Origin of the sequence: Desulfomicrobium norvegicum (assembly GCF_900114595.1) — a bacterium.
GTDB lineage: Bacteria > Desulfobacterota > Desulfovibrionia > Desulfovibrionales > Desulfomicrobiaceae > Desulfomicrobium > Desulfomicrobium macestii.
Genome location: NZ_FOTO01000007.1, coordinates 20,301 through 46,759 on the forward strand (window position 1 = coordinate 20,301; position 26,459 = coordinate 46,759).

Below are 26,459 nucleotides of genomic sequence, written 5' to 3' on the forward strand. Positions count from 1 at the left end.
GCAGAGTAGGGAATGGCTTGGAAGCCCTGGATTCACGCGCTTGATTTGATGCAGCGCTTGTCATACATTACAAGGCTTATTCAACGCTTACCGTTTCGTGATCATGGCGCCTTCTTCCGTATTGCGTGACTGTCATCGGAGAAGTTTTTATCGACCGGATTCATTTCCTTACCGGGAGACCCTCAAAATGGCCTTTGCACCCACGTTTTTCCACACTTTTTTGGAAACTTGCGACCGGCACCGCGACAATCTCGCCTTCATCTATCGCGTGGGCGAGGACGAATTCAGAGTCACCTACGAGAAATTCTTCGAGGATGTGCTCATTCTTGCCCGGGCCTTCAAGGCCAACAAGGTTCGCAAAGGCGACAAGGTCTTCATTCTCTCCGACAACCGCTACTCCTGGATTGTCACGGACATGGCCCTGCAAGCCCTTGGCGCGGTCAGCGTTCCGCGCGGCACCGACACGCCTCCGAGTGAAGTCGAATTCATCGTCAACCATTCGGACGCCGAATTCCTGATTGTCGAGACGGACAAGAACTACAAGGATTGCCAGGCGCTGATCAAAAGCCTCAAGCTCAAGGGCGTGTTCATTGCCGCCGGCTCCGAAAAACACTCCTGGTTCGACAAGGCCACGTCATACACGGAGCTGCTTGAAAACCGCTCCATCGAACCCAAGGACATCGAATGGTTCAGGGGGCTGGCCGACAAGATCATCCCGGAAGACCTGCTGACCATCATCTACACCTCAGGGACCACCGGAACCCCCAAGGGGGTCATGCTCAACCATGCCAACATCATGCACAACGTACGCACCCTGCCGCCGCTCATCAGGCTGCAGGCCGACGATGTGTGGGTATCCATCCTGCCGACCTGGCACATCTTCGAGCGTACCGCGGAATACATAGGCATCGCCACCGGCAGCTGTCTGGTCTACTCATCCATCCGCACTTTCGCCGCTGATCTGGAATCCTACAAGCCCACCCTGGTCGCAACCGTGCCGCGCATCTGGGAATCCCTGTATTCCAAGATCACGACGGGGCTGAAGAAAAAAGATCCCAAGAAAGCCAAGATCTTCAATCTGCTGGTCCGGGTCTCCGCCGCCTACCGCCGCAATGCGCGCGTGCTGCGCGATCAGCTGCCCGTCTTCAAGAAGAGGGCCTTTCCCCTGCGCCTTGTGGACAAGGTGCAGGCCCTGGTTTCAAACGTGTTTCTCTTTCTGCCCAACCTCTTGGCCAAAAAGAAACTCGTGCTCGTGCAGGAAAAATTCGGCGGCCGCCTCAAGGGCGCCATCAGCGGCGGAGGCAGCCTGCCTCCCTATCTGGATGAATGGATCGACGCCATCGGAATCCGCATCATCAACGCCTACGGCATGACCGAATGCTCGCCCGGCATTGCCGGACGGGGATTCAACTGTGACATCTTCGGCACCATCGGCCCGCCTGTGGGCGAAACCGAACTGCGCATCGTCAACGATCTGGGAGAGCCGGTGCCAAAGGGCGTCGAAGGCGAAATCCAGGTTCGCGGCGCGCAGGTCTTCAAGGGCTACTACAAAAACGACGAAGCCAACGCGAGCGCATTCTCCCCCGACGGGTTCCTGCGCACCGGCGACCTCGGGCGACTGACTCTCACTGGCGAACTGGTCATCACCGGAAGGGCCAAGGAGATCATTGTCCTGGCCAGCGGCGAGAATGTCGACCCGACCAACATCGAGGCCACGCTGTCCATGTTCCCCTTCGTGCAGGACGCGGTGCTCGTGGGCCAGGACAAGAAAGGCCTGGGCGCGCTCATCGTCCCGGATCTGGAAAAGCTGCGCGAGTTCGTGCTGGAAAAATACAATCAGGTGCTCGAAGAGACCGAAGGCGCGCTGCGCGACAAGCAGCTCCTCGATCGTCTGCGCGAGGAAATGAACAAGCTCCTGAACGCCAAGAAGGGCTTCAAGCCCTACGAAAAACTCCAGAACATCCACTTTCTCGACAAGGAGTTCACCCTCGGCGAAGAGCTGACCAATTCCTTCAAGAAGAAACGCCACGTCATAGAAAAGAAGTACAAGGACATCATAAACCGGCTCCTCAAATAACGCGCCGCGCTGCCGGCGCACGCCTTCTTGGAACAAATCGGACACGCACAGGCAGCACGATTCTTTGCACGCGCGCCCCTGCAACCAGGAATGAGAGAATCCTCATGACCTCTTTCGAGAAGTTGTGGCGTCCAGGACCAGCAAAACCCAAAACGCACCCCGCGCCCGGAAGTGACTCCGCGAGCGGGGGCAAGTTCCTTTACCTTTTGATCCTTTGTCCTCTTGCGGCGCTGATCTTTTTTTTCGGGGGGGCCAGACCATGGATCTGGCAAGGCGTGACCGGACTTTTCTTTCTTTGCCTTGGGGCGTGGAATTTTCGATTCGGAGTCTCGCCGCCCGACAAGAGGCTGCGGGGATTGCTGATCATCGGCCTGTGTTTTCTTCTGGTGCCGCTCATACAGATCATCCCCCTGCCTCTCGCCTTGCTTGAAATTCTATCTCCCGTCCGGGGACAATGGGCCAGGACGCTCCTTGAACTGGGAAACATCTCCAGCACCACCATCAGCTACGAACCGCTGGCGACATGGATGCGCCTTGCGTGGTGGCTCTTTCTTCTCACTTTCGCCGTGCTCCTGGCCCAGGCCCTGAACTCCAGCCGAACAAAATACCCTGTCTGGCTCCTGCATTCCCTCTTTGTCCTGGTCGGCCTCGAAGCGATCTATGGCATCCTCCAGGCGCTGCTCCCTGGTCTGGGCGTCCTGTGGAACATGGACCCTCAGACCGGCCTTGCCTACAAGGGGTCCGCTCGCGGCACGTTCATCAATCGCAACCACTATGCAGCCTTTCTCGGACTGCTTTGGCCCGTGCTGCTGGCCTATGTCCTCATACTCAAATCTCCACGCAAGATGGAACATATCTTAGGCAAACGGGCGCAAGCTCAAGTCCTCGTGCAGCAGAAAGCCGTTGCCGTCTTCTGCCTTGCCCTGGTCATCCTTGGCCTCATGCTCAGCCAGTCCCGAGGGGGGATTCTGGGGGCCCTGCTGTCCTTCACCCTGCTCTATCTTTTTGCCGGACTCCGTCAAAAACGAGTTGCCGCGGCCCTCGCCGCATGCTGGATCATCATGCTCGGCTACGGGACGATCATCGGTTTCGACGACATCTCGAAGCGATTTTCTCAGATCGGGCAGGATGCAACGGGAAGAGTTGAAATCTGGAAGGACGGATGGAACGCGGTCCGAGATCACCCTCTGACCGGCACCGGGCTCGGCACCTATCCATCCGTGGGTCGGGCCTACCAAAATGCATTCACCCCGCAACTTCGGGCCCACCATGCCCACAATGACTACCTCGAAGCAGTCGTGGAGATGGGCCTGCCCGCCGCCGGCATTCTGATCCTCGGCATCTGGGCACTGTGGTGCAGGCGGGCCTTTTTTCTATGGAGAAAACGCCAAACCATGGACCCGGATCGCCTTGTTCTGGCGGCAGGTTCCCTGGCCGCCCTGGGTGGTTATATCCTGCACTCCGGTGTGGAATTCAACAACGCCATCCCCGCGAACCAACTGACGGCAGTCATGGTGGCAATTTTCCACATCCACATTTCGCGGGAAAAGACTGACTAGTGTTGCGACCGTGTTATAAGTCGCCAATGCTTATACGCAATTAATCTGACATTACAGATGATTATCTTGACGCGTGTTGTCTAAGAATTTCGAGGATGCAACACTAGGCCGGGCAGACGGTCTGAAAAAACGCCACTGCCTGCACAAGCCACGGCCGCGATCCCGACAAACCATCCATGCAGCGGACCTAGAAACAAAAATGAGCAAGGTTCCTGGCGAGTAAGTGCGGATCTTGGCGAGCGGCAGGATTAGTCTCTGTCTAGCGGGCGGCTGCGCTTTTCAATAAGCGTCACGGCATCAAGCCAAACATTTCCCGCAATTTTGTTATCGAATTTCAGACTCTCGTTGCGACGCAATCCGATTCGGCCCATCTGACAACCCTGAGGCGTCCGGAAAGAAAGCACTTCGTCAGTCCAATCCCTGCTCGCGAGAATTTCAGGACTCTGAACACGCAATCCGTCGCAATCCATGCCCCGAAATTCCACGAATACGCCCTGATCCGTGGTCAATTGATCCGCCTTCCAGGAAAAGCGAAGTTCATAATCGATCCCGGGACGAAGTGGCACGTACTGCCAAAAATGATCATAGCGCGGATTGTTCGTCCCAAGAAAATGGATGCGCAAAGCCGATCCCCCCCCTTTTCCCCGAAGCGGCTCGATCGACACGTCCACGCCCTCGACACTTTTACGACGCCATCCAAAAGCCTCCTGCGTCAAAGGCGTCTGAAACTGTCCATTGATGACATGAGAGTCCTGGAACATGTCCGACCGACGCAAAAGATCAGCCGCTTCAGGCCAACTCCGGTTCTCAAGCAGAAATTCGATAAATCTGGAGTTCCTTTCAGTATTCAGCAAATCAGGCTGATCCTTTTCCAGGACCGCGTACAACTCCATGCATGTGTCAACAAGCTTTCGCGCCATGCACTCCTGAAAAACGAACCATCTGTTTTCGGGCAAGGTTCGGGACAAAATCTCATTCCATCCTCCCCAAAAATCCAGGGCCAATATCACGGCCTCCTGTCGATGTCGTGGGAGTCGGCTCAGCACATAATTGAAGCCTTCCGCAAACGTGGTTTCATCCTTTTTGTCGGCGGCAAGCATCAATTGGTGCCACCGCCACGGGGTCGAGGAAGGAACGTGCGCAAGCAGAACATCGTGCAGAGATTTCACTTTCGCCCCTTCATCCAGTTGAGGCAGCAAGCGAGCCAGCGCAAACCATGCACCGAGCAGAAGCGGATTGCGGGCAACGCCCTGCCAATACGCTTCAACGGCGCCGTCTGCATCCATGTTTTCAAAACGGGCCGTGTCGCCCCTGCGAATCCAGGTCCGAGCCCAGGGATCCATCAAGGGACTTTGCAGCACAAACTCCCAATCCTTGGCGACGAACCGTGACGAACAATACGCCCCGAGCAGCAAGCAACAGCTCATTGCAAGACAGGCGGAAGTCGTCAGAATACGCAGCACTCCCTGCGCGACGCTGCCCTTTATCATCTTGGTGTTTCTTGTCATGCCAAGTAAAAAAGCTGCCCCGTTCTGAAGGTTTTCGACTCGCGGTACAGCGGAATGCGTCGGCTCAGGAAGCGGCTGACGACTTCAGTCTTTCCAGCGAGGACTCGGTTCCACGCTCGGGGCTACGATTTTCGTAGCCATATGATTGGTAGTAATATTTGGAATAAAACCCGCCGAAGCGGCTCTGGACATTCAAACGGTTGACAATGCTGCCGAGAAAGCGGGCGTTGATGTTGGCCAGAGAACTTCGGAACAGCTGCAACGCCTGCCGGTGCGTCTTGCCCAGGGTGCTGATCAGTATGACGCCGTTAACCAGGCTGCTCAACACCAACAAGTCTGCAAACCCGACAGAAGGAGGTCCATCGATGATAATTCGATCGAAGGTCTTGCCCAACTCTTCCAAACACTGGTGCATGCGCTTCGAGGCCAAAAGCTCGGCGGGATTGGGCGGCAACAAGCCCGCCGGAATGAAATAGAGATTTTTCTGGTCGGTCGTACTCAATACATCGTCCAGACTCTTGGTCTCGACCAAAAGCTCACTGAGTCCGCCTCCGCCCGGAGCGACTTGGGAAAAAACCTTGTGCAGCCGCGGACGTCGTAAATCAGCGTCGATAATGAGAACCTTGTCCCCTGCGGCGGCAAAGGCTTTTGCCATGTTCACAGCTATGGTCGATTTGCCCTCCCCTTCCGTGGTGCTGGTTATGAGCAGCTTCTGAGTGCTTCCTGCACCGGTGGTGGATAGCTGGATGGATACCCGAGTGGTGCGGATGGCTTCGGAAAAACCCGCCCGAGGATCACAGACGACCAGATCATCAAGTTTGTCCTTGAGACCGTCCTCGACCTCGGGAAGCACTCCGAGGATGGTGATCCCGAAGCGATCGGACAACTCGTCAACGCTCTTTATCGTGTTGTCCATGAATTCGAGCAGAAATGCAGCGGCCAAGCCAAGCATAAGACCGATGCCCATGGACAGGAACAAATTGAGCTTGATGCGCGGCCTGTCGGCGATGACAGGCAACAGGGCGTCATCCACAATCTGGATGTTGCTGATATCCGCACCCATCGTGGCGTCGATCTCCTTGGCGCGTTGCAGCAACGATTGGTGAATATCCTTGTTGGCCTTCACTTCGCGGTTGAGGATGTTGTACTGCGTGGCTCTGTCATTGAGGTCCATGGCCTGTGCCTTGGCCTTCTCGGCCTGCGCGCTGAGACCCTCCTCGTTTTTGACGGCCGCGAGATAATCGTTGCGGATGGCCTGCAAGATACGGTTTTCCTCGTCAGCGATTTTCGCGGCCACATCGTCGATCTTGGCCTTGAGGCGCTTGGCTTCCGGATAATCCGGCTTGAAGACGACAAGCATATCCTCGTATTCCGAAACGAGTTCGACGTGATGCTGTCGCAAGTGCTGGATGAGCTGGTTGGCGATGACCATGGGCATGCCGGAAATTCCGGCCTCACGCGCCTGCATGTCCAGGGCCTCTTTCGACAAGCGTTCGGCGTGAGCCTCGGCCAGTGCGTTGTTGATGGCCTCAAGCTGCTTGTAGATCAGATTCATGCGGCTATCGAGAGACACGATGCCCGCTTTCTGCGCAAACCGGTTCAACTCGGCCTCGGACTTCTCCAGCCTGATCCGGGCCAACTCGATCTGCTTGCCCAACTGTTCATTGGCCAGGCTCGCGGCCTGAACCTTCTTGTCCATCTGCCAAAAGATGAAACTCCGGATGAGAGTGTTCACCACATCGCGCGCCACCGCAGGATTTTCGGAGGAAAAGGCCAGGTTCAAAATCGTGGTGTCGCGCTCCGCTTTGACTTCCAGACTCTCCATGAACGTTTTGAGCAGTCGCTGCTGGACTTCGGCCTCTTGCCTTTCCAACTCCGCGGGGTCCACTTCGGAAGAGTATCCGAAAAGCCTCCCCAACAAACTGCCAATACCGCTCATAAGTCCTGAATCATTTTCGGTTTCGATATCCGTGTTGAAACTTGGATTGTTGACCAGATCCAAGGCCTCTATGACGCGCCAGGCAAGAGAATCCGAGATCAGCAGCTTGCTTTGCGTATTCATGAACTCGCGTGTCTGGGTCTGGGGAACCGCCATGTCCTCGAACTTGGTGACCTTGGGCGATTGAAGGGTGAATTCGAGTCTGCCCGTGGCCTTGTAGATCGGCGTCATGGCCAGGGTGATGATGGCCGTGGTCACGAAGACTGTAAACAATATTGAGCCGATAAGCCATTTGCGTCTGAGGAGCACATCTAGGTAATCACGTAGGTTCACTTCGATTTCCACCCCATTCGGCGATTCCCGGAATTCCGTCGAAGATAACGTCGCCCGGCTTGCTTGCAGAGGAGGGAAAAATGTTGCGCTGTCCCTTGGGAGAGCCTCGAAATTTTCTTTTGCAGCCATGATAAAAGTCCTTTTGAACCTTAAAAAATTTCAGTTGCTTGGATCTCAAGCCAATTAACAACGCGGTGAAACTTTTCTCTATTCAAAAAAATACGGGCTATTTTAAATATCTAATTATAATAGTATTCGTAATTTTATCATAAATATATATATGTATATATAAAAACACTCATGTACTTATATATCCCGCTATTCGTTAAAGATAAAAAAAACTAAGCGACATTCCTATATAAAAAATTCGAGACCACGATTCATTGTTTTCTAAAAATTTCTGAATAATGATTTACACAGGGAACTTAATGAAAACAGCTTCTCACATAATTTCCGGAGTCGGCCGAACAAATCAGTACATCACCTTTTCGATCCTCAAAATTTCGACTCTACTCTTCGCGAGCCTCTGCCTGGCTTGCGCGGCGAGAGGCCCCAAGGCAACGACCGACATCACAAAACTGACAAGCTTCGCCCAGGCAGCGGAAGAACCCTTGGACGTGGCCCAACTCAACAAAAAAATATCCGCGGCCTTCACCGCGACTCCAAGTTACGAGGACTATGTCCTGGACGGAGGAGATCTCATTCAAGTCAGTATCTTCGAAGCTCCCGATCTCAATACCGAAGCGCGGGTCAGCGCCCGTGGCGAGGTCTCTCTCCCGCTACTGAACACAGTGCGGATTGCCGGTCTGGCCGTCCGTGACGCCGAACTGCATATTGAGCAACTGTATCGCGAAAATTACCTTCAGGACCCACACATCACCATTTTCGTCAAAGAGCAGTTCGGCTCCAAAGTCACCATGATGGGAGCGCTCAACAAGCCCGGGACCTATGATTATTTCTCCCGGATGTACCTCATGGATTTCCTCGCGATAGCCGAAGGTCTCAGCGACGCCGCCGGACGTGTCGTGCAGGTCCGGCGCAAGGGACGACAAGACGAGGCTCCCCAATCCCTGCTCATAGATCTTGATCAGATGGTCAAGGAAGGCAACGAAGAGCTCAATGTGGCCATCAATGGCGGAGATGTTATTTATGTGCCTGAAGCTGGCTCGGTTTATGTGGATGGAGCCGTCCGCAAGGCAGGATCATACCCCATACGCAAAGAAATGTCCGTCCAGGAGGCCATTATTTCCGCAGGCGGCTTGCAGGCCTTTGCCGATGCCGGAAACGTCAAGCTGGTCCGCTACCTCGACAATGGGCGCAGGGAAGTGGCGAAACTATCCCTCGATGATCTGCAACGAGGCGAAACTGACAAATTCAGGATTCAGGACCGGGATGTCATCTTTGTGGAATCAAGCGCCATCGGCACCTTTTTCCAGGGTGTGCGCCTGTCGCTTGGGACCGGCATGCTGGGTGTCGGCTATACGCCGCCGGCCCGCTAGCAGGCCACTGAACAACGGGTGCCGATCAGATCTTGACGAACCAACCTACAGCAAAATCGAACTGCCTGAAAAAACGCAAACCCGTGAAGACACTCGGGTTCTTTCGCAACTTTTTGCAGTGCAGTCTGATATAATACCCACCTAAATCATACCCGTACCAACCAAAAAAACAGCGTACTTAGTTATACCCATTACTAAATTTAACGCATCAACACATGTAAGTATTGACTTTAGTACGAGATATTGCTCAACAATTAAGTGATATTATCACATGTATTTTATATTTCTAAGCTCACAATCACATATTACGCGTCTACTAGAAAAAAAGTAAAATACACAAAAATTGAATCAAACAATTTTTAAACCAAAAAGGCACAAAAATGTTCAGAAAACAATTTTTCCCAGTCTTGCTCGCCACGATGATGCTTTTTCAACCACTAATGGCGAGCGCAGCCTCAATATCCAGGTTGGTTCCCAACGGGACTGTCACATTATTGGAAAGCGGCACTGTCGTGGACAAAGAAATACCCGTTCCCAACGGAATACTCATGTCCAGCAACGGGCAAAGCTTGATAGAGAATGAGGGATTGCATCTTGTCAGTGCGGACAAGACGGTATTCGCAATTCAGGAAGAAAGCACTCATTTCAACTTGATGGTAATGGAAGGCAATGTGGACTTTGCCATGAGTCATGAATCCAAACCACTGGGATTCAAACCATTTTTTCAAGACTCCGCAGGAGCGAATCCATATCTCATCCCGGCAAGCTCCGAAAATGTATTCCGGGGCACCCTTCAGGTTACCAAAGACAAAGCCACCCTGACCATGTCCGAAGGATCTCTCAAGGTAGTCTCCGTAGATGGGCAAATGATTGTTAATCGCGGCGACACCATTGTCCTGGCTCAACTCCCTTCAGGCGCTGCAGGATCAAACAATGCCGGAAACCTTCCTCGCCCAACTCCAGAAACTGGCTGGGGGGGAATCGCCGTAGGCGCTGCCTCCGTGGGAATCCTGGGCGCAGCCATAGCAGCCCTTGCGTCGGGAAGTGGCGGTGGAGACGGAGATGGCGATGGCGATGAAGGCAGTCCATATTAAGCCCAAGACAAACATAAGCCGGCATACGACCTGCTTTGAATATTTTGGCAAATTATTGGCAAGGTTTCGTATATTCGCAACCCAATAATCAAACAAAAGAAGGACACATGCTAACAAACAAATCCATCTTCCAATTGTTCTTAGTCATGTTGTTGTCGCAACCACTCTTGGCAGGCAACTATGCGCAGCAATCCGTAAAACTCACGAATGGCAGCATTGCCGCCGGTGACAATAGTTCCTTTTACGCAAAAACATCCAGTGACGACGTGGGCCCTTCCTCCACAATGACCCCCATGGGATCTGTAAAGCTTCTGGATAATAAAATTGTCGTGGACCAAGAAATTCCTGTCCCAAAGGGAATGTTCATGGCGTGCAAGGATCAGGTCTATGTCGAAGCCGACGGGCTGCAACTCCTCTGTTCCGACAAGACCGTATTTGCGATTGTCGAAGAATCCTCCCACTTCTCCATCATGATCGAAAAAGGAAACGTGGATTTTGCCTTGCAAGCAAACAGCAAGCCCATTGAATTCAAAACCCCTTTTGATACGGCACGCGCAACGCCCTATCTGATTCCAGCCAGCGCCAACAGCTTGCTCCGTGGCAGTCTTCACGTCTCGGAGGAAAAAGCATTGCTGACAATAACACAGGGGTCTCTTGAAATCATGTCTGCAAGCGGGCGCAAGTTGGTCCATGCCGGGAACGCCATCATTCTAGCCCAGGCGACAACATCCACCGGCGACACTCAGGAACCGTCGGGCACTACAGGAGCGACGGGAACCGGCGCTGCAAGCATCGGAACGAATCTGGCCATAGGCTTAACCACGTTAACGGCCTTGTCAGCCGGGGCATTGATTATTGCCAACAACGATGACGATGACGACGGAGACTCCGGGGAATCCAGCCCCTTCTGAACCGTCAAATAGCAAGCGTAAATACAAGACAGGAAAAACATTTACCCAGTGCTTATCACCAAAAATTAAACCAAAACCGCCTTTTTTTCGAAATAGGCATCGGAGCGAAATCAGACAAAGAAAGAGGTTTGTTCATAACTACCGCGTTCGGGTGCCGCTCGACCAATCGCAAGGCATCCTCTTTGCCCATGATGTCGGTTGCGGCATCAAGAGCCTCGCGCAGTTGTGGACGGCGAGAGTGTACGCCATGGCTGTCGCTAGCCAAAAAATGCACCAGGCGGTGCGCCAGCATAAGTTGAGAAAGGGTCAAAATTTCCGGTCCAAGCCGGCCAAGCAGGCTGGCGGAGGTGATTTGCACAGTCACCCCCATTTCGACCCAGACATGCAACTGTCCCGGATCACGAAGTACGTAAGAATAGCGTTCAGGATGAGCAAGTATCACTTGGTAGCCCAACTGGAGTAGCCGCCACAGATAGTCATCGATTTTGTGAGGCAAAAAACTGCCTGGCAACTCCAACAACAACCAGGAACCGCCGTTGAGGGAGCCCAGGCGGCCCTCAGCGAGCATAGACGGCAACTCGGCATCCAAATGAAGCTCACTTCCAGGCCAGATTTCCAAAGGAATGGATTCCGCCTGCAACCGTAAGCGGAACTCGTCAATGGCCTGAGAAATGTCGCTTCGCTCGTTGGGCCACATCGGAGGATTCCAATGTGGCGTGCAGATAACGCCATGGATTCCATCGTCGACAGCCATCCGAGCCATGGCAACTGACTCTTCCAAGTTCCTGGGGCCGTCATCAAGACCGGGCAACATGTGAGAATGAATATCTATCATGGAAAATTAACACTTAATTGTGTTTAAAAAAAGGTCAAGAAAACAAATTACATCAATATTAACGATTATTCAGAAATTAAAAAATTAAGCTAAAACAAAAGTATTAAATAAATACATTAAATTTATAAATAAAATAAAGTAAAAAAACATTATTATGCACTTATAAAATTCTATTTAAACAACTTGGTGAAAATCAAAAGAGAGTCTCACATGCCAAACAAAATGAGCCATGATGCTGTATTGATCCAGAGCCTTCTCAAAGGATTCGACGCGTTATCAGGAGTCCTCATCCTTGGTCTTTGCCAGATCGCCTACCAGAACACCATGTTTGCCACCAGAGAATACCAGGCACTGGCTTTTCTGCTCCTGTTTCTCGCTCCAATCTGCCTCAATCTTGCCGGCACCTACCGTTCATTGTTCGCAGCAAAGTGGCAACTTGAAGCAAAACGTCTGCTCCTAGGTTGCGCCTTGGCTTATTCCTGCCTGCTCATCATCGGATATGTCCTCAAAAGCAGCTCCGACTTCTCACGTGTCATCATCACGACATGGATGATCATTTGGCCTGTGTTTCTATTTCTGCTTAGAGTCACATTAAGCTGTTTTTTACGCCATTTTGATCGCAAGAAACAGTTCAACCGTACGGCAGTCATTGTGGGAGCCGGAGCACTTGGCATCTCCGTATCCAACTACCTGACCAATAACTTCTGGCTCGGTATAGGCGTCCAGGGTTTTTTCGACGACAAGAAAGAGGGACTCCTGGAAAACCGCAGCATGATTCTGGGCAGTACAGACATGGTTGCAAAACATGTACGCGAACAAGGAACAGATATCGTATACATCGCACTGCCAATGAGGGCTGAAAAAAAAATTAAACGCATCGTCAACGAACTGGCAGACTCCACATCCACGGTCTATTTCGTTCCAGACATCTTTCAATTTAAAATGATGCTCTCCGGAATTGTGGACTACCTCGGGGACATCCCTGCAATCGCACTCTGGGAATCACCATTTTTTGGATTCTACGCGGTATTAAAACGCACACTTGATCTCGTCTTGGGCACACTAATCCTGATTTTGTCTGCCCCGATAATGCTCGCCATTGCCATAGCCATAAAACTTGATTCGCCCGGACCGATATTTTTCGCTCAGCAACGATATGGACTGGACGGCACTTCCATCAACGTTCTGAAATTCAGAACCATGAGCGTCTGCGAAAACGGACATAATTTCACCCAGTGCGTAAAACATGATTCCAGAGTGACAAGGATAGGCGCATTTCTGCGACGATACTCTCTGGATGAGCTTCCACAATTTCTAAACGTACTCCAAGGCTCCATGTCCATTGTCGGACCACGCCCTCACGCCGTGGCCATGAATGAGGAGTACCGCAAACTCGTGGCAGGATACATGCTCCGTCACAAAGTAAAGCCCGGCATTACCGGCTTGGCCCAGGTCAACGGATTCCGGGGCCCAACCGACACTCTGGATAAAATGGAAGGCCGGATACGCATGGATCTGGAATATATTCGAACATGGACCCCGCTTCTCGATTTCAAAATCATTCTTCAAACCATTGCAGGCGGCTTCACAGGAACTAACGCGTGCTGATGTCACGCCGCCCTTTTCCGTGCGCTGTCGGCACCATAACGATTACACACATACAGTCTTTGGCGTTTGATGTTATAACCACATGACAACCGATAAATGCAATGAATTATCACTGGATGAACGTAAAAATCAATATGATGAACGCACTCTGTGACAAATAGAGAACGCGAAGTTTTGGAGCGACTTCTCAATCTCGTGCTTCGTGGCACCACTCTTGTCAGTAAATTCGCCCTCCTCTTTGTTTTGGCCAAATTTCTCGAGCCTCTGGAGGTAGGGCTTTACGGACTTTTCAGTGCAACCATTTTTTACTGCCTGATGGCTTTAGGGTTCGACTTTTATACATACTCTACTCGGGAACTTATTGTTACAGATAGAAAAAAATGGGCGGCAATGCTCCGTGACCAAGGTATTTTCTATACAATCACATACACAATATTGATCCCAGCGAGTTTTTTGATTTTTTGGATTGGATTTTTACCTTGTGTATCGGTCTACGGTTTTTTGGACACGCTTTTGGTTAATCAAGCCGCGACGTTCACGGCCTCTTTCTGGATGGCCCGCACCGCTGACGGAGTCTTGTAGCCGTGGCGTCCAATGATCCATTCCCGGTTGTACGTGTCCTTGAATTCCAAGAGGGCAAGGCGGAGTTCCTCCACCGTGTCGAACCGCCGAATCCAGAGCAGGTTCTCCTTCAAGGTCCGAACGAACCGCTCCGCGATGCCGTTGCCTTGGGGCTCTCTGACGAAGGATGGCGAACTCTGAATACCCAGAAAGGAAATCTCCTCTTGAAACACGCTGGAAACGTACTGGCTACCGTTGTCATGCCGCAGAGTCAGGCCTTCAGCCACTGCGGGGCCAAAGGCACCAAAGCTATGACGCACACCCTGGCGAACCGGCTCCAGGGCTTCGAAACGCGTCCCGTACTTGGCGGCGTGGATGCCGACACACTCCAAAGAACAGTGGTCCACCGCCAGGAAGATCGATGCGTTGCCTTCCCGTGCAGTCATCGTCGTGGTCATGTCTGTGCCCCACATCTCATCCACCCGCTCTGTCTTGATCGTCCCGTCATGCGCTTTGGGGCCGTGAGGCCTTCCAGGGTTGCGCACAGCAAGCAGGTTATTCTCCCGCATGAGCCGAAGCGTTCGCTGAGGGGAAGTCCTGATCCCATCAAAGCGCAGCCTGGCCCACACTTTCCGGTAGCCTTCGCCAGTGAAAGGAGAACTCTGGATGCAGGCGGCTATGTGGTCGAGCAATTCGTCGTCGCTATGGAATCCGACAGGCCCTCTGCGGCCAGGCGCACTCTCAGCCGAAGCCTTGCGCGCGTAATGCGTCGATCTGGAGATGCCCCAGACCTGGCAGACTCTCACCAGTCCATACTTCTGACCTGTGGAGGGCGAGGTGGACTGGCTCATTTCCTCGACCTCCGCCACCCCAAAGGGTCCTTTGCCTCCAGGAGCCGAATCTTTTCGCGGAGTAGCTCGATCTCCATGGTCTGCTCACCGATCTTCTCATTGAGGCGCCTGTATTCGGCCTCCTCGGCCGGAGAGCGTTTCTTGAGACCATCGGCACCACCGGCCAGAAAGGCATCTCTCCATTGTGAGAGCTTGGCCGCCGTGACTCCGAGTTCCCGACTGAGCGTCTCAATGTCCTCTCCACGCAGAAGCCGAAGGACGGCCTCAGTCTTATGCTGTGCCCAGAATCGCTTGGGAGCCGCCTTCGTCTCCCCGGTTCCAGTCGGCCTACGGCCTCCCTCCACCGGGGAGACGGCCGACATATCCTTGTCGTTTTGTTTGCTCATGAATCACCTCATGGGGAGTCTCTCTACTCCCAATTCGGTGTCCAAGAAAACCCTATCCCAGAGGACTTGGGAGCTTGTTTTTTGGTTTTTCCCTTTGTTGGCGCTGGAGCATCTCGCCCAGGAACTTAACAGACTACTTGTAGCAATCTCAGAACCTCTCTGGGCCAGCGTTATCCTGTTTATACGGCAGGGATGCTGGGCAATCATGACGGCAGTCATATTATGGATTTTTCCAGAGCAGAGGCATCTCTCGTTTGTCCTCGCTGCATGGACACTAGGCGTATCCGGCGCATGTTTCCTGGGCTTTATCCGATTACGCAACGTGGACTTGAGTTCCCTACAGCTGCCTATCGATTGGAAGTGGATCAAAAAAGGGATCAAAGTAGCTTTCCCCTTTTTACTGGCTACACTTTCACTACGAGCTCTTTACACTTTTGATCGATATTGGGTCGAGGCTATAAGCGGTCTTGAAGTTCTTGCAGCGTATGTTTTTTTTGCCGGAATCGCCAACGCCATCATTAGTTTTCTTGATGCGGCGGTTTTTTCATTCACCTATCCAGAATTGATAGCTGCTGTCGGAAGAAAGGATGCAAAAAGATTCAAAGATCAATTGCGACGCATGGGCATTCAGACCATTTTATTGACATTAACACTTTCTGCATCAGCTATAATATTAACAGGTCCAATTATACATTGGATCAAGAGAGATGTGTACGCTCAACACTTATCACTACTTTTTTGGACAATTTTCGCCACAGCGATATCAGCTGTCAGCATGATTCCGCACTACGGTCTTTATGCATTACGTGAAGATACAAGCATTATAGTAGGACATATTTTTTCACTACCAATTTTTTTTATTGTAACAGTTGCATTATCAAAATTTTACGACACGACATCAATTCCAATGTCACTTACTTTCACATTTTTATCCCTCCTTATATTTAAATACATCATGCTAAAACGAAACAGTACATTCGCAGCATGACAACGGGATCAATTCACTAAGAACAAGGTTAAAACATGCTCAAAGAATCAACTATTCTGGTGACTGGCGGGACTGGATCTTTTGGAAATGCCTTTGTGCCCATGACATTAAGGAAATTTAATCCTAAAAAAATCATAATATTGTCTCGCGATGAAATGAAACAGTGGGACATGGCAAAAAAATTCCAGGATGATTCACGAGTTCGATTTTTCATAGGCGACGTCAGGGATCGAGAACGTCTGTACCGGGCGCTTGATGGCGTTGACTACGTGGTCCACGCTGCCGCCACTAAGATAGTACCAACGGCCGAATACAACCCCTTCGAATGCGTTAAAACGAACATCAACGGCGCCACGAACCTCATAGATGCCTGCATCGACAAAGGAGTCAAACGGGTAGTCGCCCTTTCGACGGACAAGGCCAGCAGCCCTGTGAACCTTTACGGCGCCACCAAACTAGCTTCGGACAAGCTCTTTGTAGCCGGGAACTCCTATTCCGGAAGCAAAACGACGAGATTCGCCGTGGTCCGCTATGGCAATGTCATGGGCTCAAGAGGTTCGGTCATTCCTTTCTTCCTTTCCATCAAGAACAAGGGCGTGCTGCCTATTACCGACGAGCGCATGACACGGTTCATGATTTCTCTTGAGCAGGGCGTCGAGCTCGTCTGGCATGCTTTCGAAGACATGCAAGGCGGTGAAATCTATGTCAAAAAAATCCCTTCCATGAAGGTCACAGATCTCGCCTTGACCATCGCTCCCAACGCCAAACTCGAATTCATCGGCATCCGCCCCGGAGAAAAGCTGCACGAACAGATGATCGGGGAAGATGACTCCTACTACACTTACGAATATCCAGAGCATTACAAAATCCTTCCCGCCATCAACGGCTGGGCGAACTGCAGCAAGCGGATCAAGGACGGAAAGAAAGTTCCTGAAGGCTTCAGCTACACCAGCAACAACAATGCGGAGTGGATGGCCCCGGGTGAACTGGAGGCATGGATAGATAGCAACAGTGACAAGATAGGAAACATCTGATCATGATCCCATACGGTCGCCAGGAAATAACCCAGGCGGATATTGACGCGGTCGTTGATGTCCTGCGTTCGGATTTTCTTACGCAGGGCCCGATGGTTCCACGTTTCGAGCAGGCTGTTACCAACCATGTGGGGGCCGAACACGCGGTTGCGGTCAACAGCGCCACATCGGCTCTGCACGCAGCCTGCCTGGCGCTTGGACTTGGACCAGGTGACTGGCTTTGGACAAGCCCGATAACGTTCGTTGCTTCGGCGAATTGCGGCCCGTACTGCGGCGCCAAGGTAGACTTCGTCGACATCGATCCGCGCACGTACAACCTCTGCCCCAATGCCCTGGCGAAAAAGCTCGAACAGGCTGAACGCGAAGGCCGCCTGCCCAAAATCGTGATCCCTGTTCATCTCTGCGGACAGCCTTGCAACATGACCGCCATCCATGCCTTAGGCGAACGCTACGGATTCAAGATCATTGAAGACGCGTCCCATGCGATCGGCGGAAAATTTCGAGGCGAATTCATCGGCAATTGTCGCTACAGCGACATAACTATTTTCAGCTTCCACCCCGTCAAGATCATCACCACCGCAGAAGGCGGCATGGCGACGACGAACGACGCCCGCCTGGCGGAACGGATGTCCCTGTTGCGTAGTCACGGCATCACCCGCGATCCGGGCCTGATGACGCACGAACCTGACGGCCCCTGGTACTACCAGCAGATTGATCTTGGCTTCAATTACCGCATGACCGAACTGCAGGCGGCCCTCGGCGTCACCCAGATGAAAAGACTGGATGAATTCGTGGCGCGTCGCCATGCCCTGGCCCGCTGTTATGATGAGATGCTTGCAGAGCTTCCCGTGGTCACGCCCTGGCAGCACCCGGACTCGTATTCAGGTCTCCATCTGTATGTGATTCGCCTGGACCCAGCCCAGACAGGAAGGCGCCAACTCCACGTCTTCGAGAGTCTGCGCGACCAGGGCATCGGCGTGAATGTGCATTACATTCCTGTTCATACCCAGCCCTACTACCGCAACTTGGGTTTTGAGCCCGGAGATTTCCCCCAGGCCGAACGCTATTATGCCGAAGCCATCAGCCTTCCCATGTTCCACGGCATGACCGAAGCCCAGCAGGACGCCGTCGTGGAAGCGCTTCGCAAGGCGGTGCAACAATGAAGCTGGCGGTGATTCCTGCACGGGGAGGCAGCAAGCGCATTCCCCGAAAGAACATCAGGGAATTCTGTGGCAGGCCCATGATTGCCTGGGCCATCGAAGCGGCACGGGAGAGCGGATGTTTCGACCGGATCATCGTTTCAACTGACGATGCCGAGATAGCCGAAATTTCCTTGCAATGGGGGGCCAAAGCGCCCTTCGTCCGTCCGAAAGCGCTGTCTGATGACCACACGGGAACAATTCCTGTCATTGCGCACGCGATAGACTGGCATCTGAAGCATACGACTGAGAAACCGGAAGAAGTCTGCTGTGTATATGCAACCGCCCCCTTCGTTCGCCCGGCGGACCTGCGCCAGGGTCTTGAAGCCCTGCTTCACCAGGGGTGCGACTACGTATTTTCCGTAACCAGCTTCCCCTTCCCGATCCAACGCGCTGTCCGCATCAAAAAAAACGGAAGGGTCGAAATGTTTCATTCCGAGCACTTCAACACTCGCTCTCAAGACCTGGAAGAAAGCTACCACGATGCCGGCCAGTTTTATTGGGGCCGGGCGGAAGCCTGGCTCGAAGGACGGCCGATATTCAATTCCAACGCCATCCCTGTCATCCTGCCACGCCATCGGGTTCAGGACATTGACACCGACGAGGATTGGCGGCGGGCGGAATTGATGTTCACGACACTGCGCCAGCGTGAGGAATCGTGATGAATCCGAGAAAAATCGCCTTTCGCGTCGATGCATCGCTGAAAATCGGGACAGGGCATGTCATGCGCTGTCTGACGCTCGCGGAGGCCCTGCGTGATCGCGGATGCGAAAGTACGTTCATCTGCCGCGAACACCCTGGAAACTTGATTGATTTGATCTCCGAACGTGGCTTTACCGCCCTCGGTCTTCCTGCGGTGGATGTAGCGCAGGACTTGGGGCTTGAGCTTAATTTGCCGCCCCATGCGGCATGGCTTGGCGCGGATTGGCGCACAGACGCTACGCAGACTCGCAAGGCTATAGGAGATGTAACCGCCGATTGGCTTGTGATCGACCACTATGCGATCGATGAAAGATGGGAGCGGAAGTTACGGCCGGCCTGCCGCAGGCTGATGGTCATAGACGACCTGGCCGATCGTAACCATGATTGCGACCTGCTGCTGGATCAAAATCTGGTCGAAGGCTGGCAGGACCGCTATCGCGGCAACGTTCCCGAAAATTGCGCATTGCTGCTCGGCCCTGAATATGCCTTGCTGCAACCCCTGTACTCCGAACTGCATGACCGGGTTCCTCCCCGGGAAGGCCCGATCCACCGCATCCTTGTCTATTTCGGGGGTGCCGATACCGACAATCTGACGGGAATGGTCATTTCCGCTTTTGGGACGCTCAAAACCGAAGACGTTTCCATGGACGTGGTAATCAATTCCGCAAGCCCCCACGCCGAATCACTGTGGAAATTGGCGACCAGAGATGGTCGAATCCGCCTGCATGAACGCCTTCCAAGCCTCGCGCACCTGATGGCCAAGGCCGATTTCGCTGTCGGTGCAGGCGGGGCTACATCATGGGAAAGATGCTGCCTAGGGTTGCCAAGCATAGTCATCACTCTTGCCGAAAACCAGAGGCCTATTGCGGCCGAACTGCATAAGCAAAGATTTATCCAGTGGCTTGGCCACAAGAATGAAGTCGATGAGCACGGCATGGCCGAAGCTCTTAAAAGTCTCATGAAAAATGGATTGGAGAGCGGCTGGTCCGAGCGATGCGGCCATGCCGTTGACGGCAAAGGAACGTCAAGGGTCGGCAGTCTTCTCGTTGTAGGCGATAAAAATTCTTTACGCGCACGTCCTGCAACAATGGATGACGAAATCAATGTGCTTCGCTGGTCCAATTTTTTATCAACATGCTCACATACCTCAATACAAAATATTCATCATTCAATAGAGATTACAAATAATTTCCGAAAACATTTGCGAGACATCGATACGTATCATGTTTTCATCGTCGAAACTTCAAGCAAAATTCCCGTATCCCTGATTTATTTTTCACGCCAGGAGACGTCATGGTCCATCAGGATATTGCATGCGCCTCACCTTGGAAGCTTCATAAGAGATGAGATGATCCTGGAAGAAGCACTGCGTGTATTGAGAGAGAATGCGACAGGAGTCTTGATTTTTTCAGACACGCAGAATTCCAGCATGTCTCCAGTGAGTGTTGCGAATAGGCAGGGCCAATACACGAACGCTGCGAATCAAAAACGATTGGAAATTGCCGTATGCACGGATCGAGGCAGTTGGATCAACGCCTCTGTCCCTACGCTGATCGGGGGTTGGCTGGCCGAAGGGCATTCCGTCAGTTGGTCGCATGACGCATCTACTCTGCCCGGCGGCGATCTGTGTTTCTATCTGAGCTACGGCCGGATCGTCGACGCCAAGACTCGCTCGCGTTACAGCAACAATATCGTTGTACATGCCAGCGACCTCCCTAAAGGACGCGGCTGGTCTCCGGCAAGCTGGCTTATCATGGAAGGCGCAGAGCGCATCCCGGTCACCCTGCTTGAGGCGGTTGACGCCGTCGATGCCGGTCCAATCTATCTTCAGAAATGGATTCCCCTCCATGGCACGGAACTCATCGACGACTGGAGAGAGTTGATCGCCGATGCGACGATCGAACTTGTCCGGTCATTCGTCTCCAGGCATCCTGAAATTCTCCATGAGGCAAGGGAGCAGACCGGCAAAAGCAGCTCATACCCCCGCCGCCGGGCCACAGACAGCGAATTGGATCCCGCCAAGACTCTTGCTGAACAATTCAATCACCTGCGCATCGTCGACAACGAGGACTATCCCGCGTTCTTCAGACACAAGGGCCAGGAATTTATCCTGAAAATATGCAGACGACCATCCAGCAGAGGAAAGGATTCATGACAGTCATGATCAACGGCCGTGCCATCGGCCCCGGCCATGAGCCCTATATCATCGCCGAACTGTCAGCCAACCACAACGGTTCGCTGGAGCGGGCGCTTCAAACCATCGAAGCCGCACATCGGTGCGGTGCTGACGCCATCAAGCTCCAGACGTACACTGCGGACACCCTGACCATCGACTGCGACGCTCCGGATTTCCTCATCAAGGGAGGACTCTGGGACGGTTTCAAGCTGTACGATCTCTATAAATGGGCCGAAACCCCGTATGAATGGCACCAGGAGATATTCAATCATGCCAGGAAGCTCGGCATAACCATTTTTTCCACTCCTTTTGACGAAACAGCCGTGGATCTTCTGGAAGACCTCGGCACCCCTGCGTACAAAATCGCGTCCTTCGAAATCGTAGATCTTCCGCTTATCAGCTATGCCGCCAGCACTGGTAAGCCCATGATCATTTCGACCGGCATGGCCAGCGAAGAAGAAATTGAGGAGGCGATCACTACTGCACACGAAGCCGGATGCAAGGATGTGATCCTGCTCCACTGCATCAGCAGCTACCCGGCTCCGATCGAGCAGGCGAACCTGCGCCAGATCCCTGAACTTACGCGAAGATTTGGCGTAATAAGTGGACTATCCGACCATACGATGGGAACAACTGCCGCGGTAACGGCCGTAGCTCTGGGAGCATGCGTGATTGAAAAGCATTTTACCCTGAACAGGCAGGACAAAGGGCCTGACAGCGAGTTCTCACTCGAACCACATGAGATGGAACGGCTTTGCGTTGATGCCAAAGACGCTTGGAGCGCTTTGGGCGAGGTGGGATACAAGCGGAAGGAAGCTGAAGAAGAATCGATGATATTTCGACGCTCTGTTTACTTTGTAAACGATCTCCCTGCGGGCGCAGTGATCTCGCGGGACGATATCCGACGAATTCGGCCGGGGATGGGGCTGGCCCCTAAATTTTTTGATCACCTTATAGGGCGAAAAACAAATACTCAGATCCAAAAAGGAACTGCAACATCATGGGATTTGATTAGTCAGCCCCAAAAATAACAACATGTCGAAATTAATCGAAAGATACTCGAAAATACTGTATTTCAGGTTTCAAGTCGAAATCATTGTGGAGCGAAGGCCGAACATGGCGATTTGCCACCTTGGTTACCGTGGGAAGCGCAAGATTGGCGTAACCAGTATCGAAATCCCCGATCCAAGCAGGCAAACAAAAACAGCTTCTAGCAAACGGCACGCTAGAGCGATTCCGAAGCCACGCAACCATCGAGCCGATTATCGGCCATCTCAAGAACGAGAACAGGATGCAGCGCAATTACCTCAAAAGCCAATTCAGTGCCTACATGAACCTGCACATGGCTTATACTGCGATCAATTTGCGGAAGTTCATCCGAACTATGCGCTTTTTGTGCATCAAACTCCTTGGGCACATACTTCGACTCAATGTTCAGCCTGCACAGACCAGTACCTAGCGTGACATTTGAACAGTGTTTCGGGACCAACAAATTACTAAAGCCGCTTTGTTCAGATTATGAGGGGGGGGGGATCTTGGATAAAGGTGGTCAATCCATTGAAAAATTCGTGGCGTGCGATCTTATTTCTCCATTTCACATTATTGCTGCGTTGTCTGCTGCCAGCGCTCTTTGCAAATCAAGCGCATCAGTGCAGTTACACATGTTGCCAAATTTGAATAAAAAATATGCAATAGAAAAAGGAACCTTTAAATACAGAGACTTATCTATATCAATTACCCACTCAAAGATAAAAAAATTTAATTTTAAATCATTTATTGAATCATTAATTAAATTTATATTTTTATTAATTGCTAAATTACTATTCCGAAAAAATAAATACTGCGTAGCTCATCATACCTATTTTAATTTTTTCACACTCAATAATTTAACATTTCGAGAAATAATACAATGCAAAACCATTACTATTGAAGAAGGTATTGGAACATATGGCGGATTATTTCATCATTTGCGAGCTGGACGACGGGAGAAAAAGCATTATCCAGTGCTAAAATATCTTGGAAGGTGTTTTTTTTCGCTACCCTTATTTGTGTCTATGAATTGGAAAATCCTTACTGGAGAAAATCAAGAACACGTTGATGCGGTTGTCATTTTTCTCGCTGAAAAATTCTACCACAAAGAAATAATAAAACTACGCACATGGATTACAAAACAGCAATTTCAAAAAGTCTTCATACTAATAGGATCACCATTAGTAGAACTTTATGGCGTATCGTCTAGCGAATTGCTCCAATTGCTACACATAATTTTAAAAGAAGTTAATTCGCGAGGCGGCACGCTAATCTTAAAACGTCACCCCCTTGAAAGAAATGACAAGCTCTATCGAAAAGTTGGAATTCACGTAATTGGAGATGAAATTCCTGGAGAAATTCTTATTCGAGCCATAGAGCCTGATGCTATTATAGGATATAATTCCGGACTATTGATTATTGGAAATGCGGTGTTTGGAATTACTTCATACACGATTCACAAAATATTACCTAAGCAAATACAGGAAAAAATATTTCCCGAAGCATGGCTGCGACGGTTTATTGAACGACACACAACGCCACTTTCGGAAAGGTGACTGGCGTGAAAAAATTTAGTCTAGAGCGAACATTTGTTATCTTATTGGGATCTTATATTGGACTATCTGGATACACTTACACAAGCCTTAATTATTACCATCTAGAACAAAATGATAGTACAAGAAGTCTAATTACAATTTCATTAATATGCATAGTTTTATGTCGCCTTATATTTTTACGCTCAATTATAATCCCAAAAAAAACTTTAATAATTGCAACACCATTCATTTACATGGGCATTGTTGGAATAATGCGGTCTGACGGGCTGGAGTTCGCTGGAGCCATTAGCAGATGGCTATTCTACCTTCTGGCGATGAGTTACTTTGCTCAACCCGTTGCTCGGCAGCATTTTCCCACGCTAGTTGTCACACTTTCTTTTTTCTTTATAGTTGCAGGATTTGGCGATCTCATCTTGGAACGCTCCCTACACATCAATCAGGCAGCACGAATTGGTGGCTCAGTAGGAAGCCCCATCGGTTTTGCTAGCGCAGTCTATTGCTGCTCTATAAGCTTAGCGTGGATTTGGATAGCAAAGAGGCAAAAGTTATTTATGATTGCTGCTTTAACTCTCTGTGCATTGAATTTTGCTACCGGAACGAGATCAGTTGCAGCAGGAAATTTGTTCGCACTTTTCGCCATGTGGTGGATGTCAACTCGCGACATTGGGTGGAAAATTGTTGTTTGCATAGTCATTTGCGTAGCGACTGCCATTTTTTTTGACATCTTTCTTGGCAGCACAGATGTTGGTCGGCGTATACAATTACTGCTTGACTATGGTAGTGACTCATCTTTTCTCAATCGAGATTTCATTTTAAATATAGTAGGTGATCGATTGACGGCAACTGATCTTATTCTTGGAGTTGGAGGAGGGAGATTCCCTGTTTGGTTTTATGATAATACCGGCATACTCAACATGGCTCCACACTTTGAAATCATCTGGTTGCTGGTGGAAGGGTAGTGTGCGGGATCTTCAGCAAAAAGAAAGACCATGGCATATGTGGGTTGTACCACCAAACCACAACTCCCGGAGGAATCTGCCATGGTCAGGAAGAACTCTATCGTATCGGCATCTGAACTCAAAGGGCTTCTTGAAGGCGACCAAGACGTTTTGAGAGAACTCGTCCGCACGGTCGTCCAGCAAACGCTGGAAGCCGAGATGGACGCAGCCCTTGGAGCAACCAAAGGGGAACGCACAGATGGCCGCCTGGGTTATCGCAGCGGCTATTATGGCCGCACGCTGATCACCCGCGTCGGTAAACTCGAACTCCGAGTCCCGCAGGACCGTCAGGGGCAGTTTTCCACCCAGGTCTTTGAACGCTATCAGCGCAGCGAGAAGGCGTTGGTCTCGGCACTGGCAGAGATGTACATCCAGGGCGTGTCCACCCGGAAGGTTAAACAGATCACCGAAGAACTTTGCGGACACGCCTTCTCTGCAAGTTCCATCAGCGCCATCGTGAAACGTCTGGACGAGCAGCTGGCTCAATTCGCCAGTCGGACTCTGGAGGAAGCCTATCCCTACCTGATTCTCGATGCCCGTTACGAGAAAGTGCGTGATTCCGGAGCGATACGCAGCCGAGCGGTGATGATCGCCATTGGCATCGACTGGGAAGGTCGCCGGCAAGTTCTGGCTGTAGAACTGGCCAACCGCGAGAGCGCCAGTTCGTGGAAGGATTTCATTCTAGGTCTGAAGCAGCGCGGGCTCAAAGGGGTTGAGATGGCGGTTAGCGACGACCATGCCGGGCTGAAGAAGGCGCTGCGGGAGGCCTTGCCCGAAGCGGTCTGGCAACGCTGCTACGTCCACTTCCTGCGTAACGCCCTCGATCATCTGCCACGTAAGGCAGGTGACGACTGCTTACGGGAGTTGCGGTGGATCTATGACCGGCGGGACCTAGCCGAGGCCCGCAAGGACATGGCTGCCTGGCTTCTTCGATGGCAGGAGAAATACCCAAAGCTGTGCTCATGGGTGGAAGACAACATCGAGGAAACCCTGTCCTTCTACAGGTTGCCCTTCGGACATCACAAGCATCTGAAATCGACTAACATGCTGGAACGGCTCAATGAAGAGATTAAACGTCGAACCTTGGTCGTCAGGATATTTCCTAATGAAGAAAGCTGTCTACGTTTGATCAGAGCCCTTGCGGTCGAGACTCATGAGAACTGGATCGAGGCAAACAGATACCTGGATATGAGCCTGCTGACAGAGATGAAGAAGAAAGCTTTGATGGAACTGGTTGCTTAATGGAAAACGCATCTGGCGACCTCCGACGAGCTCTGGATGGGCCCATTCTCGGTCGCCATATGCTTGAGCATACCCGTTATGCTGTGGAAGAATTTGCAGAACTTGACGCACACAACTGGTGGAAGGGGGAATTATTGGATCTTTTTTGTATATTATAGCAATTTCAATTCTTACATTTTGGATAATAAAACTAAGAAAATTGAAAATTATACAACAATATACTGCCGTATATTTGATAATAATGATATGGTCACAACAAACGGTGCTACAATTTGCGAATCCGATGTTCTTTTATCAAGGAATGGTCGTAATCTTTTCTGCAGTTGGGGCATTATTTCTGGGCAGCGAAGTAGTGAAAGATTCAACAAAGAAAG

The 26,459-nt window shown here is 51.4% G+C and carries 18 protein-coding genes and 2 pseudogenes; 16 read left to right on the plus strand and 4 right to left on the minus strand.

The window, feature by feature from the left end; genetic code table 11:
- The first annotated feature begins 187 nt into the window (after positions 1-187).
- Together BMZ24_RS11420 and BMZ24_RS11425 are read left to right on the plus strand one after the other, a co-directional pair.
- On the plus strand, positions 188-2,077 hold the full coding sequence (locus BMZ24_RS11420; RefSeq protein WP_092192384.1) for an AMP-dependent synthetase/ligase: 1,890 nt from the start codon (positions 188-190) through the stop codon (positions 2,075-2,077).
- A 275-nt stretch (positions 2,078-2,352) separates the two neighbouring features.
- Positions 2,353-3,636, plus strand: coding sequence for an O-antigen ligase family protein (locus tag BMZ24_RS11425; RefSeq protein ID WP_161949135.1), 1,284 nt, complete (start codon positions 2,353-2,355; stop codon positions 3,634-3,636).
- 248 nt (positions 3,637-3,884) lie between these two features.
- Here the strand turns inward: BMZ24_RS11425 and BMZ24_RS11430 are convergent, their stop codons facing one another.
- Together BMZ24_RS11430 and BMZ24_RS11435 are read right to left on the minus strand one after the other, a co-directional pair.
- The gene (locus BMZ24_RS11430) at positions 3,885-5,144 is read right to left on the minus strand and encodes a hypothetical protein (RefSeq protein WP_143077890.1); all 1,260 of its coding nucleotides are present in this window, start codon (positions 5,142-5,144) and stop codon (positions 3,885-3,887) included.
- A gap of 64 nt (positions 5,145-5,208) precedes the next feature.
- Positions 5,209-7,416 (minus strand): GumC family protein, encoded by a 2,208-nt coding sequence (locus BMZ24_RS11435; protein ID WP_244150344.1) that lies wholly within the window; start codon positions 7,414-7,416, stop codon positions 5,209-5,211.
- Positions 7,417-7,844: 428 nt separating this feature from the next.
- Between BMZ24_RS11435 and BMZ24_RS11440 the strand changes: the two genes are divergently transcribed.
- From BMZ24_RS11440 to BMZ24_RS11450, 3 genes are all read left to right on the plus strand, one after another.
- Positions 7,845-8,915: a polysaccharide biosynthesis/export family protein gene (locus tag BMZ24_RS11440; protein ID WP_161949136.1), complete on the plus strand. Its 1,071-nt coding sequence runs from the start codon at positions 7,845-7,847 to the stop codon at positions 8,913-8,915.
- A gap of 380 nt (positions 8,916-9,295) precedes the next feature.
- Complete coding sequence (locus BMZ24_RS11445) at positions 9,296-10,009, plus strand: hypothetical protein (protein ID WP_092192394.1); 714 nt, start codon at positions 9,296-9,298, stop codon at positions 10,007-10,009.
- A 107-nt stretch (positions 10,010-10,116) separates the two neighbouring features.
- Complete coding sequence (locus BMZ24_RS11450) at positions 10,117-10,920, plus strand: hypothetical protein (RefSeq protein ID WP_092192396.1); 804 nt, start codon at positions 10,117-10,119, stop codon at positions 10,918-10,920.
- 55 nt (positions 10,921-10,975) lie between these two features.
- On the opposite strand, the gene BMZ24_RS11455 is transcribed toward BMZ24_RS11450, so the two are convergent.
- Positions 10,976-11,755, minus strand: a complete 780-nt coding sequence (locus BMZ24_RS11455) for a tyrosine-protein phosphatase (protein ID WP_143077891.1) — start codon at positions 11,753-11,755, stop codon at positions 10,976-10,978.
- Between the two features lie 210 nt (positions 11,756-11,965).
- On the opposite strand from BMZ24_RS11455, the gene BMZ24_RS11460 reads away from it, so the two are divergent.
- A complete protein-coding gene (locus BMZ24_RS11460) occupies positions 11,966-13,363 on the plus strand; it encodes an undecaprenyl-phosphate glucose phosphotransferase (RefSeq protein WP_092192400.1) in 1,398 nt (465 codons plus the stop codon).
- Between the two features lie 521 nt (positions 13,364-13,884).
- Here the strand turns inward: BMZ24_RS11460 and BMZ24_RS11470 are convergent.
- A pseudogene (locus tag BMZ24_RS11470) lies at positions 13,885-15,119 on the minus strand (IS3 family transposase).
- A gap of 247 nt (positions 15,120-15,366) precedes the next feature.
- Between BMZ24_RS11470 and BMZ24_RS11480 the strand changes: the two are divergent.
- The 10 genes and pseudogenes from BMZ24_RS11480 to BMZ24_RS11515 all read left to right on the plus strand — a co-directional run bounded on the left by BMZ24_RS11480 (position 15,367) and on the right by BMZ24_RS11515 (position 26,085).
- Positions 15,367-16,149 (plus strand): lipopolysaccharide biosynthesis protein, encoded by a 783-nt coding sequence (locus tag BMZ24_RS11480; RefSeq protein WP_143077892.1) that lies wholly within the window; start codon positions 15,367-15,369, stop codon positions 16,147-16,149.
- Positions 16,150-16,184: 35 nt separating this feature from the next.
- Positions 16,185-17,183 (plus strand): UDP-N-acetylglucosamine 4,6-dehydratase (inverting), encoded by a 999-nt coding sequence (pseB, locus tag BMZ24_RS11485; protein ID WP_092192406.1) that lies wholly within the window; start codon positions 16,185-16,187, stop codon positions 17,181-17,183.
- A gap of 2 nt (positions 17,184-17,185) precedes the next feature.
- Entirely contained in the window at positions 17,186-18,346 is a 1,161-nt protein-coding gene (gene pseC, locus BMZ24_RS11490) for a UDP-4-amino-4,6-dideoxy-N-acetyl-beta-L-altrosamine transaminase (RefSeq protein WP_092192408.1), read from the plus strand.
- The gene (gene pseF / locus BMZ24_RS11495) at positions 18,343-19,044 is read left to right on the plus strand and encodes a pseudaminic acid cytidylyltransferase (RefSeq protein WP_092192409.1); all 702 of its coding nucleotides are present in this window, start codon (positions 18,343-18,345) and stop codon (positions 19,042-19,044) included. The genes pseC and pseF overlap by 4 nt, the downstream gene beginning before the upstream one ends.
- Positions 19,044-21,239: a UDP-2,4-diacetamido-2,4,6-trideoxy-beta-L-altropyranose hydrolase gene (gene pseG, locus BMZ24_RS11500; protein ID WP_092192411.1), complete on the plus strand. Its 2,196-nt coding sequence runs from the start codon at positions 19,044-19,046 to the stop codon at positions 21,237-21,239. The genes pseF and pseG overlap by 1 nt, the downstream gene beginning before the upstream one ends.
- Entirely contained in the window at positions 21,236-22,291 is a 1,056-nt protein-coding gene (gene pseI, locus BMZ24_RS11505; protein ID WP_092192413.1) for a pseudaminic acid synthase, read from the plus strand. The genes pseG and pseI overlap by 4 nt, the downstream gene beginning before the upstream one ends.
- Before the next feature lie 52 nt (positions 22,292-22,343).
- A pseudogene (locus BMZ24_RS20155) lies at positions 22,344-22,719 on the plus strand (IS5/IS1182 family transposase); the annotation flags it as partial.
- 1 nt (position 22,720) lies between these two features.
- Positions 22,721-23,845: a polysialyltransferase family glycosyltransferase gene (locus tag BMZ24_RS19475; RefSeq protein WP_143077893.1), complete on the plus strand. Its 1,125-nt coding sequence runs from the start codon at positions 22,721-22,723 to the stop codon at positions 23,843-23,845.
- 5 nt (positions 23,846-23,850) lie between these two features.
- Positions 23,851-24,804, plus strand: a complete 954-nt coding sequence (locus BMZ24_RS11510) for a hypothetical protein (protein WP_143077894.1) — start codon at positions 23,851-23,853, stop codon at positions 24,802-24,804.
- 81 nt (positions 24,805-24,885) lie between these two features.
- Complete coding sequence (locus tag BMZ24_RS11515) at positions 24,886-26,085, plus strand: IS256 family transposase (protein WP_092192417.1); 1,200 nt, start codon at positions 24,886-24,888, stop codon at positions 26,083-26,085.
- Positions 26,086-26,459 lie beyond the last annotated feature (374 nt).

Bases quoted from the DNA above. Each gene is read 5' to 3' on its own strand.
- BMZ24_RS11420 (WP_092192384.1), top strand. From the start codon at position 188: ATGGCCTTTGCACCCACGTTTTTCCACACTTTTTTGGAAACTTGCGAC.
- BMZ24_RS11430 (WP_143077890.1), bottom strand. From the start codon at position 5,144: ATGACAAGAAACACCAAGATGATAAAGGGCAGCGTCGCGCAGGGAGTG.
- BMZ24_RS11440 (WP_161949136.1), top strand. From the start codon at position 7,845: ATGAAAACAGCTTCTCACATAATTTCCGGAGTCGGCCGAACAAATCAG.
- BMZ24_RS11445 (WP_092192394.1), top strand. From the start codon at position 9,296: ATGTTCAGAAAACAATTTTTCCCAGTCTTGCTCGCCACGATGATGCTT.
- BMZ24_RS11450 (WP_092192396.1), top strand. From the start codon at position 10,117: ATGCTAACAAACAAATCCATCTTCCAATTGTTCTTAGTCATGTTGTTG.
- BMZ24_RS11455 (WP_143077891.1), bottom strand. From the start codon at position 11,755: ATGATAGATATTCATTCTCACATGTTGCCCGGTCTTGATGACGGCCCC.
- BMZ24_RS11460 (WP_092192400.1), top strand. From the start codon at position 11,966: ATGCCAAACAAAATGAGCCATGATGCTGTATTGATCCAGAGCCTTCTC.
- BMZ24_RS11480 (WP_143077892.1), top strand. From the start codon at position 15,367: ATGACGGCAGTCATATTATGGATTTTTCCAGAGCAGAGGCATCTCTCG.
- pseB (WP_092192406.1), top strand. From the start codon at position 16,185: ATGCTCAAAGAATCAACTATTCTGGTGACTGGCGGGACTGGATCTTTT.
- pseC (WP_092192408.1), top strand. From the start codon at position 17,186: ATGATCCCATACGGTCGCCAGGAAATAACCCAGGCGGATATTGACGCG.
- pseF (WP_092192409.1), top strand. From the start codon at position 18,343: ATGAAGCTGGCGGTGATTCCTGCACGGGGAGGCAGCAAGCGCATTCCC.
- pseG (WP_092192411.1), top strand. From the start codon at position 19,044: ATGAATCCGAGAAAAATCGCCTTTCGCGTCGATGCATCGCTGAAAATC.
- pseI (WP_092192413.1), top strand. From the start codon at position 21,236: ATGACAGTCATGATCAACGGCCGTGCCATCGGCCCCGGCCATGAGCCC.
- BMZ24_RS11515 (WP_092192417.1), top strand. From the start codon at position 24,886: ATGGTCAGGAAGAACTCTATCGTATCGGCATCTGAACTCAAAGGGCTT.